This window comes from Paenibacillus paeoniae, assembly GCF_003388735.1.
Lineage (GTDB): Bacteria > Bacillota > Bacilli > Paenibacillales > Paenibacillaceae > Pristimantibacillus > Pristimantibacillus paeoniae.
Map to the genome: position 1 here is coordinate 112,454 of NZ_QUBQ01000001.1, position 16,068 is coordinate 128,521.

Below are 16,068 nucleotides of genomic sequence, written 5' to 3' on the forward strand. Positions count from 1 at the left end.
ATTATTTTTTATGAGCCGTTCAATGGCGAAATAAGGGTGAATATGCTACACTACATATCATGTAATTCGTATAAAAATTCAATAGAAAGAATGAGGCATATGACTTACAATACGACTGTAGATTCGATCTCCCCAGAGGGCGCCGTTTATTATCTATTCGGTGCGACCGGCGACTTGGCCCGGCGCAAGCTGTTTCCGGCGCTATTCAGTTTATATAAAGAAGGCAAGCTGTCGGAAAACTTCGCCGTTGTCGGCCTTGCGCGCCGTCCTCGTACGAACGAGCAATTCCGTTCTGACCTGTATGATTCCATCAACGAGTTTTGCCGCTACAAGGCGGATGACGCCGAGCTGTGGAACCGATTCTCCGAACATTTCGTGTATATGTCTCTCGATATTAATAATGTCGACGGCTTCCGCGAGCTGAATGTTTTGTCTACGGAACTGGATCACAAATTCGGTATTCCGGGCAATCGGTTGTTCTATTTGGCGCTCGCTCCGTCCCTGTTCGGACCTGTATCCTTCAATCTTCGCGATGGGGGACTGCTGGAGTCGACTGGCTGGAATCGTCTAGTTATCGAGAAGCCGTTCGGCTATGATTTGCCCTCGGCACAGAAGCTGAATGAGCAATTGAACCAAGTATTCAAGGAAGAAGAGATCTTCCGCATCGACCATTACCTGGGCAAGGAAATGGTGCAGAATATTCAAGTAATCCGTTTTGCAAATGCATTTTTTGAGCCATTGTGGAACAATAACCATATTGCCAACGTTCAAATTACCTTGTCTGAGACTGTCGGTGTCGAGGAACGCGGAGGCTACTATGACAAGTCTGGCGCTCTGAGAGATATGGGACAGAACCATATGCTGCAGATGCTGACGATGATTGCGATGGAGCCGCCTAGCCGTCTTCACGGCGAAGACATTCGCGACGAGAAGGTGAAAGTGCTTCGCTCGCTAAGAGGCTACACATCGGGCGATGATGTGCGCAAGCATGTCGTTCGCGGACAATATTCCGAAGGCCAAGTCGGCAGCAAGGAATTGCCTGGTTACCGTCAAGAGGATTCCGTTGATCCGGAATCGTCGACAGAGACGTATTTTGCCGCGAAAGTATTCGTCGACAATTTCCGTTGGGCGGGTGTTCCGTTCTATATTCGCACGGGCAAGCGCATGCCTGTGAAGACGACTGAAGTCGTCGTAGAGTTCAAGTCGATGCCGCAGAACGTGCTGTTCGCACAGAAGCATGATCTGGCACCGAATCTGCTTGTCATCCGCGTCAATCCGATGGAAGGCATATATATTAAGATCAATGCCAAAAAACCGGGATCTGACAATGCGGTTCAACCAGTATCGATGGAGTTTTGTCAAAGCTGTCAGATCGGCATCAACACGCCAGAAGCTTACGAGCGTCTTATTCATGACGCTGCGCGCGGCGATTCTACGTATTTCACACGCTGGGATGAAGTGTCCCATGCCTGGGAATTCGTTGACCGCATTGCGCAAGCATGGCGTGAAGAAAAGAGCGATCTTGCCTTCTATCCGGCAGGCTCATGGGGCCCGGAAGCGGCAGGCAGACTGCTTGATGAAGAGGGCTTCCATTGGTGGCCGGTGAATGGTCAAGAAGAAGACAACGTTATCTGGATCACGAACAGCGGGAAGTAGCATCTGATGCGTCCGCTGTCGCAAACCTTGCATAAAAGTGAAGGGAAGGCAAGCATGAGTCAATCATTAAGCGATGAAATTAAACAGGAAGTGGACAGAAGGCGAACCTTCGCCATTATCTCCCACCCTGACGCAGGGAAGACGACCCTGACTGAGAAGCTCCTCCTATTCGGAGGAGCCATTCGGCTTGCAGGGTCCGTCAAAGCGCGCAAAGCCAGCCGGCACGCAACATCGGACTGGATGGAGATCGAGAAGCAGCGGGGAATCTCCGTCACGTCTTCCGTCATGCAATTTGATTATTTGAACCACAGAGTGAACATATTGGATACCCCTGGTCACCAGGACTTCTCCGAAGATACGTATCGCACGCTGACAGCCGCTGACAGTGCCGTCATGCTTATCGACGTAGCCAAAGGTGTCGAGGCGCAGACGATCAAGCTGTTCCAGGTATGCCGGAAGCGCGGCATTCCCATCTTCACATTCATCAATAAGCTGGACCGTGAAGGGAAAAGCCCGTTTGAGCTGATGGAAGAGCTGGAACAGGTGCTTGGCATCCGTTCTGTGCCGATGAACTGGCCGATTGGAATGGGCCGTGAGCTATGCGGTGTATACGACCGTATGAATTCACAGGTTGAGCTGTTCCAGGGCAATGATCATTCCACCATTGAGGTGCGGAAGGTTGACGATTATAATGATTCCATCATCCGCGAGATGGCCGGCGATTATTTGACCGACCAGCTCATCTCGGATTTGGAGCTGCTCGATGTTGCGGGCGATCCGTTCGACTATGAGAAAGTGCAGGCTGGCGAGCTGACGCCGATTTTCTTCGGCAGCGCCGTGAACAACTTTGGTGTACAAACGTTCCTGGAGAACTTCCTGAAGCTTGCGCCAAAGCCGACGTCCCGGAACAGTACGTCAGGTCCTATAGAGCCGTCGAATGAAAAGTTCAGCGGCTATGTATTCAAGATCCAGGCTAACATGAACCCGGCCCATCGCGACCGAATTGCGTTTCTGCGCATCTGCTCGGGACGCTTCGAGCGGGGGATGGCTGTCAAGCATGTACGCAACAAGAAAGAAATTAAGCTGTCGCAGCCGCAGCAGTTTTTGGCTCAAGACCGCGATATTGTAGAAACGGCGTATCCAGGCGATATTATCGGCCTATTCGATCCAGGCATCTTCCGTATCGGAGATTCGCTCTCGCAAGGTTCAGAAGTGGAATTCGACGAGCTGCCGACGTTCTCGCCGGAGATCTTCTCCAAAGTAACGGTGAAGAACGCGCTGAAGCATAAGCAGTACCAGAAGGGACTCGACCAGTTGACGGAGGAGGGCACCATTCAGGTGTTCTATTCCACGGGCAACTTCGACGAGACGATTCTAGGCGTTGTCGGGCACCTGCAATTTGAGGTGTTCGAGCATCGTATGAAGGCAGAATACGGCGTTGACATTCAACTGCACCGGATGACGTTCCAATTCGCAAGATGGATTGTGGACGATCAGATTGACCCTTCCAAGTTCCGAATCAACTCTACAATGGTTAAGGATAAGAAGGGCAATTACGTCGCCTTGTTCGAGAATGAATATGCGATGCGGACAGCCATAGACAAAAACCCGAATTCGAAGTTTTTGGAAACAGCCCCATAATTTACTCGGAATAATAATCCTCCAGCGGGAGCAAAATGCCCCGTAGGAGGATTTTTTAGGTTTTCTTTCAATCTCTTAAGAAATTATTAACCACAGGCACTCTATGTTTTGGTAGACTGATAGAGGTATAGAAAAAAATGCAATATAAAAGGAGTGCATCCAGGGAACGTTATGAAGAATCGTAAATGGAAATGGTTATTGCCTGCAGGAATTTTGGTCATTGCCGCATGTGTCTTGGTGGTGTGGTACGCCACACGCTCATCCTCACCAGCTCAACCAACCCCGAAGCCGACGTCTATCACGGAAATACCGCAAGTGGAGACGCCGAAGGAGCAATATGACGTGGTTGTAGTCGGAACAGATCCAGAAGGCGTAACGGCGGCGGTATCTGCAGCTCGTAACGGCCTCAAAACATTGCTGGTCGATGGAAAGGATCGAGACATTCTGGGCGGCTTGTTCACACTGGGCTGGCTGAACAGCCTTGACATGAATCGCATGCCGGATGGCAAGGATTATTACAATAAAGGATTGTTCAAGGAATGGTTCGATCTGATCGAAGGAGATTCCTTCGATATTACAACAGCCGCCAACGCATTCCATCAACTAGTGGAAGCGGAGAAGCTGATTGAAGTGCGCATGGGCGTGAAGTCTATCGAACCGCTTGTCGAGTCGGTCGATGGTACGCCGACGGTGAAGGGCGTCAAGCTTAAGTTGGAGGACGGATCGGAATTAACCGTTAACTCCAGCGCTGTAATCGACGCGACGCAGGATGCTGATATTGCCGCAGCAGCCGGCGCAGAATTTACGTTCGGCCGTGAAGATATTGGCGACACGAAGCTTCTGATGGCCGTGACTCCGGTCTTCAAGCTGAAGAACGTAACGCCTGAGGTATGGGGCAAAATTAAACATAGGTTGAATAATGACGAGTATCCGGGCACTGGGGCCAACGAAGAGAGTGCATGGGGTTATATCGAGATGTGGGATTATCCATCTACGAACCCTGAGCGTATCCGCTCGCGCGGCTTTAACCTCGGTCGTCAGAACGACGAGTCGATGCTCGTCAATTCCGTACAAATTTTCGGGGTTGACCCGTTCGACCCAGCATCGAAAGAAGAAGCGTATGAGATCGCCCGCAAAGAAATTCCGCTTATGCTGGAGCATGCCAAAAAGCTGTATCCAGAATTTGCGACAATCGAGCTCGGCGAATTGGCTCCTGAGCTGTATATTCGTGAGACACGCCACCTTGTAGGCATGTATCGACTCAATTTGATTGATTTGCTGGAGCAAAGAACGCATCCGGATGATATTGCTTTCGGCTCTTATCCAGTCGATATCCAGAGTACATCATCTGCCAAGACGGATCGCGGCACGGTACTGATGGCTCCGAAGCTGTATGGCGTTCCATTCGGCGCGCTGGTTCCTCAATCGGTAGATGGCTTGATGGTCGTAGGCCGTTCCGCAAGCTTCGATACGCTTCCGCACGGTAGCGCTCGCGTGGTGCCGCTGGGCATGGCGACGGGACAAGCTGCTGGTGCAGCTGTGAAGATCGCGCTAGATGAGAAGGTAACGCTTCGCCAATTGGCGGCGGATGAATCATTGGTGAAGTCGCTGCGGACGCTGTTGACGGAGCAGGGCGTAGATCTGGAAGCTCCTAAGACCGAGCCATACAAGTTCATCAATCACCCGTCTTATGAGGGACTGAAGGCTGCTGCAAGCATTGGTATAGCGCAAGGCGCCTATGCCAATGACTTCCTATTGGACGACCAATCCTCACCTAAACGTTTGGTGAATAATATGAAGATCTTGGGCAAAGCCCATGCTGAAGCTTTCCCTTATTCGGCGGATGCCGCTATCAAGGGTCTGAACGATCCGGCAGATATACCGCTCACGCTTGAGCAGGCTGCTTATACGATTGCGTTATCGCTCGAAGAAGGGGCGCAAAAGGAAGGCGCCTTGGAGCGGTTGAAGTCCAATGGTACGCTGCTTGATGCTACGCTTGCCACGATCAAGGATCCTGATCGCTTGACTAATGGCGATGTTTATATGCTGATGAAGGATGCCATTTCCTTCGCTGCAGGCGTTATTTATTAAAAGCTAAAAGCAATACATGATCGAGACCGGTGACGTTCTGTTGAGCGTCACTGGTTTGTTTGTTGAGAAAGAAAGTCCCAACACTCAATGAGCTGAGACCATCTAAAGTGGCCTCACATAGAGCCTGGAGGTTGGTTCAGGTGATTCAACTGTCAAAGCCGCAGATGGAGATGGCGCTTGCCTTCATGAAGTTGACGGTAGCTTTTTTAGTCGATTTCAACGCCTTATTCTCCTTGACGGGCTGCTCTGGGTTGCTCCAAGTCGGTTTCAACGCCTTATTCACCTAGATGGGCTGCTCTGAGGTGCTCCAAGTCGATTTTAACGCCTTATTCACCTAGATGGGCTGCTCTGAGGTGCTCCAAGTCGGTTTCAACGCCTTATTCTCCTAGACGGGCTGCTCTGAGGAGCTCCAAGTCGGTTTCAACGCCTTATTCACCTAGATGGGCTGCTCTGAGGAGCTCCAAGTCGGTTTCAACGCCTTATTCTCCTAGACGGGCTGCTCTGAGGAGCTCCAAGTCGGTTTCAACGCCTTATTCACCTAGATGGGCTGCTCTGAGGTTCTCCAAGTCGGTTTCAACGCCTTATTCACCTAGATGGGCTGCTCTGAGGTGCTCCAAGTCGGTTTCAACGCCTTATTCTCCTAGATGGGCTGCTCTGAGGAGCTCCAAGTCGGTTTCAACGCCTTAAGGCTGATGAGAAGCTCTTTGTTTTATCATAATGAGAGAAACACAAAATGAGAGAAACACAAAATGAGAGAAACACAAAGTTTGTTATAAGCTTTCTGATCAGAGCTCCGTCCCCGCAACGATTCAAATCTATTTCCTTTTTGCAAGCCAAGTTCCGCTACATAACAATAAAAGTGCCGAAAAGTACATGAGACTTTATCGACACTCTGGCCGGTGATGCTATGTTGAGTCACCGTTTTTTCATGCCAAAATTATGAAACGGTCTCGCTGCTAATCTCGTAACTAGTAAAGTATCTAGAAAAAAAGGAATGGAGTGAGAGTTTGAAAACTTTATCGGTACGTTCTTCTTTTTGGTTCAAATCCGTCGTAGCGGTGGCTTTGTCTTTCACGCTGCTGACGCCGGCTTTTCAGGTATCTGCTGCAGAAGCGGATGCGGCCCCAAAGGGCAAGACGCTCAATGCTGCAAACGCGACAGCGTTCCTGGATGACTTCTTTGCGGCAGAGACAACAAAACCGCATTATGTAGGTGCTTCCGTCGTTATCGTCAAGGACGGTGAGGTAGTTGCGCAGAAGGGCTACGGCTTCGCCGATCAGGAAGGTAAGAAAGCGGTAGACCCGGCATCGTCTGTCTTCCGAATCGCATCTGTGTCCAAAAGCTTCACGGCAGCAGCGATCATGCAACTGGTCGAGCAGGGCAAGATTAGTCTGCAGGATGATTTCACAAAGTACATAAAGGACCTATCGTTGAAGAATCCATTCGACAAACCGGTTACGATCGAGCATTTGCTTACTCAAACGACGGGATTTGAAATTCGCGATCCGAAACTAGAAGATATACACGATGATTTCGAGAAAGTAGTCGAGATCGATGATTACGTTCGTGCGAATATTCCTCCAGTTGTAAGAGAGCCAGGAAGCTCCTATATGTATGACAACTACGCTTCTATGGTATTGGGACTGATTATACAAAACGTAAGCGGAGAGTCTTATGCCGATTATTTGGACAAACATATCTTTGAGCCGCTAGGCATGACAAGCAGTGGATTCCTGATCGAGGGCAAATTGAAAGATAACCTTGCTGTCAGCTATGGTCCGGATCATTCGCCAATCGAGCCTTACGCGGTGACTCCAACGGTAATGCCTCAAGGCGGCATGCTGTCCACAGCAGAAGACATGAGCAAGTTCATGTTGGCGTTTCTGAAGGGTGGGGCAGTATCGGGCACAGAGCGGATCTTATCCGAGGATTCTGTGAAGGAGATGGGGGTTTATCGTTCCTTCATTCATGAGTTGATGCCGAATACAACGTATGGTTTTGAAGCTCCATTCCAGCTTCCGGGTGCAGGAAGCAGCTCGAAAGTAATTACCAAAGCTGGTGATATGATCGGCTACAGCACTTATCTATTTTTCATTCCTGAGCAGAATACGGGCGTATTCCTGACTTATAATCAAAACGGTGCGCTGCGCAACCTGTTCTACCCGGAGTTCATCTCGACATTCTTCCCGCAATATGCGGCTCCGGCGAAGCTGGAAGCGTTCGAATCCAAGCCTGACCAACTGGCCAAATTTGCAGGTTTCTACTCTGACTTGCGTTTGAACATTTTGAAGACAGCCATTCATGGCGAAGCTAGCTTGGTTATTCATGATTCCTTCCTGGGATCGAGAGAGCTGAAGCAAGTGGACCATAATTTGTTTGTTGATCAGTTGACCAATCAGTTCACAGCTTTCAAGCTGGATGCAAACGGTAATGCGCTCTATATGAAGGAGCCGTATCTCAATCCGTTCGGATACGCGAAGAAAGGTGAAGAGGCGGCAGGCTATGCCGATGTGGCGGGGGATCATCCATACGCGCGCGTGATTCATGGTCTCCAAACGCTTGGTTACTACGAGAATAAAGGAAATACAAACTTCCAGCCAGATCAGGCTGTAACGAGAAGCGAATTTGTGAAAAGTGTGCTTACCTTGTTTACGGTTCCGGAAAGCCCAGTGGCTCCTACAGGATTTACGGACTTAGCGGATCATCCGAACGCAGGTTATGTGCAGGCTGCTTTTGAGGTTGGTCTGGTTCAAGGCAATGGGAAAGGCAGCTTTAAGCCGGATCAAGCTATTACCCGTCAAGAAGCGGCGGCTATTCTGTGGAGATCGCTGGCCGGACAATTTGCTCCGGAAGCATTCGAGAGCATCAAGCTGGCAGAGGGTACGGACGAGTGGGCTGTCGACGCTGTTCGCGCATTGATAGCGTTCCAGATCTACGGTCCTGAAGTACAGCCGAAGGAAGACGGAACAATCGACTTCTTGTCCGGCAAAACATTGAACCGTGCTGAGGAAGCGGCAATATTGTTCTCGCTGTACTTCTCTCCGGTAAATCATATCTACGCTGCCCTTCTACAGCAGCAAGCACCAGCGCCTCAGTCCGAGGCGCCTGCAGTTGAAGCCGAGAAGGCTGCCTAACAGGGCTATCTTGCAAGACTGTCTACAAGGCATTGACAGGCAATTGTTGTTTTGCTCCAAAGAGCAAAACAACGTTGCCACACACACTAATCGCACCAAACGGGTGTGCACGCGAGATTAGTATTGCTGAGAAACGCTAAATGCCTGGAAACGCTCCAAAAGGCGAAATAGAGTTGTCACACACACTAATCGCACCAAACGGGTGTGCACGCGAGATTAGTGGTGCTGAGAAACGCTAAATGCCCGGAAACGCTCCAAAAGGCGAAATAGAGTTGTCACACACAACTAATCGCACCAAACGAGTGTGAACGCGAGATTAGTAATGCTGAGAAACGCTAAATGTTCGGAGTCGCAAAAAAGCGGTAATTGAGTAAACTAAAGAAATGGCGGTACAGGGATTACCCTGACACCGCCATTTCTTGTTGTTGCTCTTTTATTCAGGAAGCGAGCTATCACTTTAAATGAGCAAAGTGTGCTCTTAGAACAATCCACTTCTTTTACTAACTGCAGAGGATTGAAATTGCTTTATTTCAACCACGCATCCACTTTGTCTGAATTAGCTTCAACCCATGCTTTGGCGGCAGCTTCTGGAGATGCGCCTTCGACGATTTGAATCATCACTTCAGCCATATCATCAGCGGACCATTCGAATGCGTCCAGGAATGCATAAGCTTCTGGCTGAGCGTCCTTCAATCCATTGCGAACGATTGTGTGAATTTGCTCATCTTGTCCGTAGACGCCTTTCGGATCTTCCAGATACTTCAGATCCATCTTGGCGAATTTCCAGTGCGGCGTCCAGCCTGTAATAATAATAGGCTCTTCATTCGCATAGGCCTTTTCCAATTCTTGCGTCATGGCAGCAGAGGAGCTGGAGAGCAGCTTCCAATTATCCGCAAGACCGTATTCCTCAAGCACCTTTTCGGTTGCCATCATGAGGCCAGCGCCTGGCTCAATACCGACGATAGTGTGCTTCACAGATTCCCCTACAGCATCGTTCAAGTCTTCAATGCTGGTAATGTCCATGTAGGACGGAATAACGAGTCCCAGCTTGGTGCCGACCAAGTTCGGGCCAAGATCCTCGAACTTGCCTTCGTTATCCTTCACATAGGATTCATGTGTGGTTGGCAGCCATGCAGCTACCATAGCATCAGCGCTTCCGTTCGAAATACCGGACCACATCGGACCTGCGTCAACCTGCAGCATGTCGACTTTGTAGCCGAGCTTCTGTTCCAATACTTCTCTGACGACATTCGTACTGGCGATCTCGGAATCCCAAGCCACGTAAGCCAGCTTGATTTCCTTTTTGGGATCTTTGCCGGTGCTAGTGCCATTACCGTCTCCGTTTGTGCTTCCACAAGCGGCGAGCAAGGACAGGGCAGTTACGATAGCTACAAGTAAACTCCATTTTTTCAACTTCATCAAATCACTCCTAAAAAGTTTTTTTAAAACTTACATGTAAAGCATTAAGCTTAAGTTTTATGAAGCAAGCTGCTTCGAAAACAAAACTTATTGCTAACAAGCTTTGTTTGTAAAGCGTGAATCGCACAGCTTGACTATCATGGTTTAAATTGCATGGTTTGAATTGCATAACTTGAACTGCATAACTTGAATTGCATAAATTGAACTACATACTTAGTTTTCATAGCTTGAATTGGTTTCAAGCTTTGACTGCTGTGGGCTCACAATCGCTAAGATTTCTTTTCTGTGCGCTGGACGACTTTTTGTGTAAGTCGGTCCAAAATGATGGCTAGTATGACGATAGCAAGCCCAGCTTCGAAGCCGACACCTGTCCGGCCTTGTGTAACCGCACGGTAGACATATTCGCCGACGCCTTGGGCGCCGATCATGGATGCAATAACAACCATCGACAGGGACAGCATGATCGTCTGATTAATACCTGCCATAATGGTCGGTACTGCTATAGGCAACTGCAGCTTGAACAGTTTCTGCAGCGGGGTGGAGCCGAACGCATCCGCCGCTTCCACTAATTCGCCCGGAACTTGCCTGATCCCCAGATTGGTTAAGCGGATTGTAGGCGGGATGGCGAATATGATAGATGATATAACGCCCGGAACGACACCGAGTCGGAAGAAGGTTACGGCTGGAAGCAAATATACGAATGCAGGCATCGTTTGCATAAAGTCTAACAAGGGGGTGAAGATTCTCTGCATGACATTGCTATTAGCACATAAAATACCGATCGGTACGCCGATAACGACGGAAATAATGGCGGCTGTTAGAACGAGCGCAAGCGTCTGCATCGTTGGGCCCCATAAGCCCAGATTTTCGATGATGAGCAGACCGATGAGCGTAAAGAGGGCCATCTTCCACTTGCCAAGGAACCAGGCCAGTACGACGAATAGAGCAATAATGACAAGCGGAGGGACTCCCCGCAGCATGTCGTCCAATCCGTTCACTGTGCCTCCGATAATCAAGCTGATGAAGTCAAACAGCGGCCCAAGATTGTTTTCCAGCCATTTCTCGATGCTTTCAATCCAATCTGCGAGCGGAATCTTGGGAAGATTCATTCGGAGTCACCTCCATCCAGCAACGAGTTTCCGTTGCCTGCAAGCGCCGCAAGTACGGCCCCTTTGATGACGACGCCTCTAAGGCGCCCTGTATCATCAATGACTGCGACCGGAAGCTTCGCGTTGCCCATCATTTCGAACAATTCATTCAATAGCGAGTCCGGGGAAGTGATGGGAACTTCCTTTTGCATGACATCTTCCAGTCCCTTCGAATCCTTCAGCGCTGCTGCGGCATCTTCAGCTGACACAAGTCCAAGCAGCGTCATCGAGCGATCCACGACATACAGGCTGGATACGCCACGGTCACGCATGAACTGGAGTGCGACGCGAGGACCTCTGTCGATCGTAATCGTCTCCGCCTTTTCCATAGCATGGGATGCGGTAAGCACCTTCGACAGATCGACATCTTCTACGAACCGCTCCACATATTTGTTGGCAGGCTGCATCAGAATTTCTTCCGGCGTCCCAATCTGAACGATGCTGCCGTCTTTCATTAACGCGATCTGGTCTCCGATTCGCAGTGCTTCATCCAAATCATGCGTAATAAACACGATCGTTTTTTTCATTTTCGTCTGCAGCTCCAGCAGTTCATCCTGCATATCCTTGCGGATAAGCGGATCGAGCGCGCTGAACGCTTCGTCCATCAGCAGAATTTCGGGGTCATTCGCAAGTCCCCGTGCCAAGCCCACACGCTGCTGCATGCCGCCGCTGAGCTGATGCGGGTAGCTGTCTTCGTAGCCTGACAGTCCGACTAGCTTCAATGACTCCATGGCCATCTCTCGCCGCTTTTTCTTCTCAATTCCTTGTATCTCCAGGCCATATTCAATGTTTTGAATGACCGTGCGATGCGGGAATAGCGCGAACTTCTGGAACACCATGCCGATATGCTTTCGGCGGTATTGCCTAAGTTGCTCTGGGTTCATTCGAAGCACGTCGCTTCCGTTGAACAGCAGTTGTCCCGTTGTTGGCTCGATGAGCCGGTTAAGCAGCCGAACCAGTGTTGACTTGCCGCTGCCTGACAAGCCCATGATGACGAAAATCTGACCGGATTCAATGGAGAATTCCGCTTGATTGACGCCAACAGTCAGCTTTGATTCCTTTAATATTTTATCTTTGGACCAACCTTTCTCCAGCAGCGGTATGGCCTTTTTCGGATCGTCTCCGAAAATTTTGGTTAACTTTTTGGCTTCTAAAATCGCCATGAAACGTTCCCCTTTCGTGCCCCCTCGTGGAAAAATTCGACTCTATTAGTGTAGTTGGATAACTTTGCTACGGTCAAAGAGCGTGAGCCAGCGTGAGGAGTGTGCAGTTATAACTTTACAAACTTTACGTACAGAATACTCCGTATAACTCCGTTTTTCGATCGGATTGCCTTCTTTACATCCTTGAGGGCAATTGATTACAATAGCTGTAGTAAGATTGAAGGGGTTTGGCGTACGATTTTGGAGGGACATTATGGACGAGCTTGCGGGATTGACGGAAGAGCAGCGAGCCAAGCTGCTGCATACAAGAAGACGCGTCATTGAATCGATCGGCAAAAATATGGACTTATACGGCATTACGCTTTCCATCGGCCATTTATACGGGAATATGTACTTCAATCAAAGTCCCGTTACGCTGGATGAGATGAGTCATACGATGGGCATGAGCAAGACGTCGATGAGCACGGGGATGCGCACACTGCATGATTTGAAGATGATCAATAAAGTGTGGGGTAAAGGCTCTCGAAAGGATCTGTACGAGGTTGTCCCGGATTGGCACCAGAATTTCGCTGATTTCTTTTCTATTAAATGGAGAAAAGCACTGGAACAGAACATGAGCGCGCTTAGTCGCAGTATGAAGGAGATGGATGCTCTAATTGCAGAGCATAGCGAGGACGAGGCTTTCCTGACGCTGCTTACAAGCGATAAATCGAAAATCGACGAGGCATTAAACTACTATAGATGGCTGGATCGATTGATAGATTCGTTCGAGTCCGGTGAGATTTATCAGTATTTCCCAAAAGAAGAATAGGAATTGCAGCCGCAGCCGACTAGGTTTGCGGTTTTTTTATTGCGGAAGCAGAGGATGGGTTAATTCTATTTTGCATAGTGAAGGGACTATGTTATGCTAAAATTAACATTTTATTTAAAAAAGAGGGGTTAAATTCCATGTACAGTCCTTCATATCCTGGAAGTTCAGAGCGAGGCGGCAACTTGCTCATTGCAGATGGCAATGTCGTCTTGCAGGATCGAATCATTCGGGCTTCTATCGCTGTGGAGAATGGAAGTATTGCGGCGATAGTTGATGAGAAGGGGAAGAAGCGGTGGCTCAAGCGCTGGAATGGAGAAGCGAAGGTACTGCATGCCAACGGAAAGTATGTAATGCCGGGACTGATTGATATCCACTGCGATGCCATTGAGAAAGAAGTGCAGCCAAGACCGAATACGCTATTTCCTTTGGATTTGGCTTTTCTGGAATTTGAGCGAAAGCTGCCGGTACATGGGATTACGACAATGTATCATTCATTGTCGCTTGGAGTCGGGCTTAGTTTGAGAGGAGATCATTTGCTTACGGAAATGGTGGAGCTGATTCACCGTTATAGCAAGCAGAGGTCCATGATTCGCAATCGTGTGCATCTTCGCTATGAAGTTACGCATCGGGATGGTTTGGCGATTGTGGAGCAACTGATGAAAGAAGGCAAAATTCAATATTTGTCGTACATGAATCATGCGCCTGGACAAGGACAATACCGCAAGCCGGGATCGTTCGAGAGCTATGTGATGAAAAATCAAGGTGTCAGCATGAAGGAGGTTCGACAGATTGTTCATGATTTACTGTTAAAGCAAGAACAGGTGGATTGGGACGGCTTGCGTCGTCTGAGCCGATTAGCTTTGGATAAAGGAATAGCGATTGCTTCCCACGATGATGACACGCAGGAGAAGGTGGAGGATAACCAGAGCTTTGGAGTATCTGTGAGCGAATTTCCGATTACATTGGAGGTTGCATCATATTGCAAGGAGCAAGGAATGTCTGTCTGTGTAGGAGCTCCCAATGTGGTCAGAGGAGGCTCGCACGATCATAATCTGAGTGCAACAGAGGCGATTCGATCAGGAGCGGCAGCCATATTATGCTCTGACTACCACCCCTCATCCATGCTTGCTGCCCTGTTCAAGTTAGTCGATGAAGAGATAACCGATCTTCCCGGCGCCGTGCGTATGGCAACACTGCATCCTGCACAAGCGTTAGGTGCTGGCGATCAAATCGGATCGATTGAAGAAGGTAAACTTGCCGACTTCATTATAGTCGATCAGTTTCAAGGATTGCCTTGGGTTACCGATGCGATTGTGGACGGCGTACATGTATACGCTGCAGATGTCAGATACTAGGACGGAGATGGATTGCTGGCAGCATTTTCATGAAGATGGCGATGGAGTGAATCGACCATCTGAGTTTGCTCCGATGTGCTTGATTCCTTCCAGATCATCTCGAATAACACGCCTAGTCCGGGCAAGGCACGTTCGTCGTGATCGACAGAATCGACAATAACTTCGGTGAGCTGTTCCTTGGTGTTATCGTGAACGCGATTGACAATCGCTTGGCGAAGATCGATGATTTGCAAGGCGGTATTCCTCCTAAGATTCAAAATTGTGCTATCTTACTATGCCCAGCATCGGCGGAAGCCATCCAAGGCGCAGGATATGGTATACTGAACCTACGAAACGACGACGGAAGGTCAGGTTAATTATCGATGCGCGAGATGAATCATTTGTACATAGGATCACCACAGAATGACAGGGTCAAGTACTGGACTTCCTTGCTGGTGAAGAAAAATCGAGACCGCGAGGGACAATATATTATTGAAGGAGTTCATCTGATACAGGAGGCCATCAAGGCGGACGCGGATATCCTTCAGATTGTATACGACGAAGAGCGTGGCATGCCAGCTGAGCTTGAAGATGTAGCGTTTACGGGTGGAGCACAAGCGGAATGGATTAGCGCCTCCAGAGCTGTAATGGGGAAGTGTACCGGCACGGATACGCCTCCGCCGGTATTTGCGGTGCTTCGTAAGCCGGATATGTCGATGGATAAGCTGTACGGTGCGACAAGTCTGGTCATTGCGCTGGATGTCGTTCGCGATCCCGGCAATGTCGGAACGATCATCCGCAGTGCGGATGCCGCCGGTGCGGATGCGGTTGTACTGGGGCAGGGCTGTGTCGATCTCTATAATCCGAAGACAGTTCGCTCCACGATGGGCTCTCTGTTCCATCTTCCTATTATCCAGGGTGATCTGACCGAGATGCTTCCAAAAGCAAGGGCGGCAGGGGCCAAAGTAGTCGGCACCAGCCTGCAAGCGGATCATAGCTGCTACGGCTACGACTGGCGCCAGCCGACATGGCTGCTTATGGGCAGCGAGTCCGAGGGTTTATCGACAGAGGTGCGGGCGCTAGTGGACGAATCGGTAATTATCCCGATGGAGGGCGGTGCAGAGTCTCTGAACGTCGCGATGGCGACAACGGTGTTGTTGTTTGAGGCTTTGCGGCAGCGGAAGTTTAACTAGACAACAAATCCATGTCTAATGTCAGTTATAATGTAAATTGAGACTGATTTTAAAAGAGTTTGAAACTTTGTTTATAATATCAAAACGAGAAAACCAATGGCATCAAAACCTTTTAAAACAAGGTTTTGATGCCATTGGTTTTTATTCGAGCTTGTTCCCCAATATTTTCTATCTCTTATCTGTCCCAGCCCTTTTCCTTATTTTTGTGGACATAATTCTATCTCTAGAAAATTAACCGGATATCCCCTGTTTCAATCGCTATATTATTAGAATATTCAAATGTTATCAGTGTCTATTATCTTGACGTAGTAACAGTTTTGCAAACTTATGATTTATTAGACATTGAATTAGGTATAACTGAAAACGTTTTTACATTAAAATTTATCGATAATTTGTACCATAATATTTCAGAATAACAGAAATATATAGAATAAATCAACAAAATTATTTCATTAATTCGACATAATACGACAAATAA

12 protein-coding genes are annotated in these 16,068 nt (G+C 48.8%); 8 read left to right on the forward strand and 4 right to left on the reverse strand.

Annotated elements, in window-relative coordinates:
* Window positions 1-99: 99 nt before the first annotated feature.
* From zwf to DX130_RS00600, 5 genes are all read left to right on the forward strand, one after another.
* Window positions 100-1,656 carry a glucose-6-phosphate dehydrogenase gene (zwf, locus tag DX130_RS00585; protein WP_116042017.1) on the forward strand — a complete coding sequence of 519 codons (1,557 nt, stop codon included), beginning with the start codon at window positions 100-102 and terminating at the stop codon, window positions 1,654-1,656.
* A 54-nt stretch (window positions 1,657-1,710) separates the two neighbouring features.
* Window positions 1,711-3,297 (forward strand): peptide chain release factor 3, encoded by a 1,587-nt coding sequence (locus tag DX130_RS00590; protein ID WP_116045606.1) that lies wholly within the window; start codon window positions 1,711-1,713, stop codon window positions 3,295-3,297.
* A 171-nt stretch (window positions 3,298-3,468) separates the two neighbouring features.
* Window positions 3,469-5,388 carry an FAD-dependent oxidoreductase gene (locus DX130_RS00595; RefSeq protein ID WP_116042018.1) on the forward strand — a complete coding sequence of 640 codons (1,920 nt, stop codon included), beginning with the start codon at window positions 3,469-3,471 and terminating at the stop codon, window positions 5,386-5,388.
* A gap of 140 nt (window positions 5,389-5,528) precedes the next feature.
* Window positions 5,529-5,675, forward strand: coding sequence for a hypothetical protein (locus tag DX130_RS26280; RefSeq protein ID WP_165861094.1), 147 nt, complete (start codon window positions 5,529-5,531; stop codon window positions 5,673-5,675).
* Between the two features lie 720 nt (window positions 5,676-6,395).
* On the forward strand, window positions 6,396-8,522 hold the full coding sequence (locus DX130_RS00600; protein ID WP_116042020.1) for a serine hydrolase domain-containing protein: 2,127 nt from the start codon (window positions 6,396-6,398) through the stop codon (window positions 8,520-8,522).
* Between the two features lie 525 nt (window positions 8,523-9,047).
* Here the strand turns inward: DX130_RS00600 and DX130_RS00605 are convergent.
* The 3 genes from DX130_RS00605 to DX130_RS00615 all read right to left on the reverse strand — a co-directional run bounded on the left by DX130_RS00605 (window position 9,048) and on the right by DX130_RS00615 (window position 12,252).
* On the reverse strand, window positions 9,048-9,941 hold the full coding sequence (locus DX130_RS00605) for a glycine betaine ABC transporter substrate-binding protein (RefSeq protein ID WP_116042022.1): 894 nt from the start codon (window positions 9,939-9,941) through the stop codon (window positions 9,048-9,050).
* A 269-nt stretch (window positions 9,942-10,210) separates the two neighbouring features.
* The gene (locus DX130_RS00610; RefSeq protein ID WP_116042023.1) at window positions 10,211-11,050 is read right to left on the reverse strand and encodes an ABC transporter permease; all 840 of its coding nucleotides are present in this window, start codon (window positions 11,048-11,050) and stop codon (window positions 10,211-10,213) included.
* Window positions 11,047-12,252, reverse strand: a complete 1,206-nt coding sequence (locus tag DX130_RS00615) for a quaternary amine ABC transporter ATP-binding protein (RefSeq protein ID WP_116042025.1) — start codon at window positions 12,250-12,252, stop codon at window positions 11,047-11,049. The genes DX130_RS00610 and DX130_RS00615 overlap by 4 nt, the downstream gene beginning before the upstream one ends.
* Window positions 12,253-12,505: 253 nt before the next feature.
* Between DX130_RS00615 and DX130_RS00620 the strand changes: the two genes are divergently transcribed.
* Window positions 12,506-13,063, forward strand: a complete 558-nt coding sequence (locus DX130_RS00620; RefSeq protein ID WP_116042026.1) for a GbsR/MarR family transcriptional regulator — start codon at window positions 12,506-12,508, stop codon at window positions 13,061-13,063.
* 137 nt (window positions 13,064-13,200) lie between these two features.
* Window positions 13,201-14,418 carry an alpha-D-ribose 1-methylphosphonate 5-triphosphate diphosphatase gene (locus DX130_RS00625; RefSeq protein WP_116042028.1) on the forward strand — a complete coding sequence of 406 codons (1,218 nt, stop codon included), beginning with the start codon at window positions 13,201-13,203 and terminating at the stop codon, window positions 14,416-14,418.
* Here the strand turns inward: DX130_RS00625 and sspI are convergent.
* Window positions 14,415-14,651, reverse strand: a complete 237-nt coding sequence (gene sspI / locus DX130_RS00630) for a small acid-soluble spore protein SspI (protein WP_116042029.1) — start codon at window positions 14,649-14,651, stop codon at window positions 14,415-14,417. The two genes, DX130_RS00625 and sspI, sit on opposite strands and share 4 nt — an antisense overlap.
* Window positions 14,652-14,789: 138 nt before the next feature.
* Between sspI and DX130_RS00635 the strand changes: the two genes are divergently transcribed.
* The gene (locus tag DX130_RS00635) at window positions 14,790-15,590 is read left to right on the forward strand and encodes a TrmH family RNA methyltransferase (RefSeq protein WP_116045608.1); all 801 of its coding nucleotides are present in this window, start codon (window positions 14,790-14,792) and stop codon (window positions 15,588-15,590) included.
* Window positions 15,591-16,068: the final 478 nt, after the last annotated feature.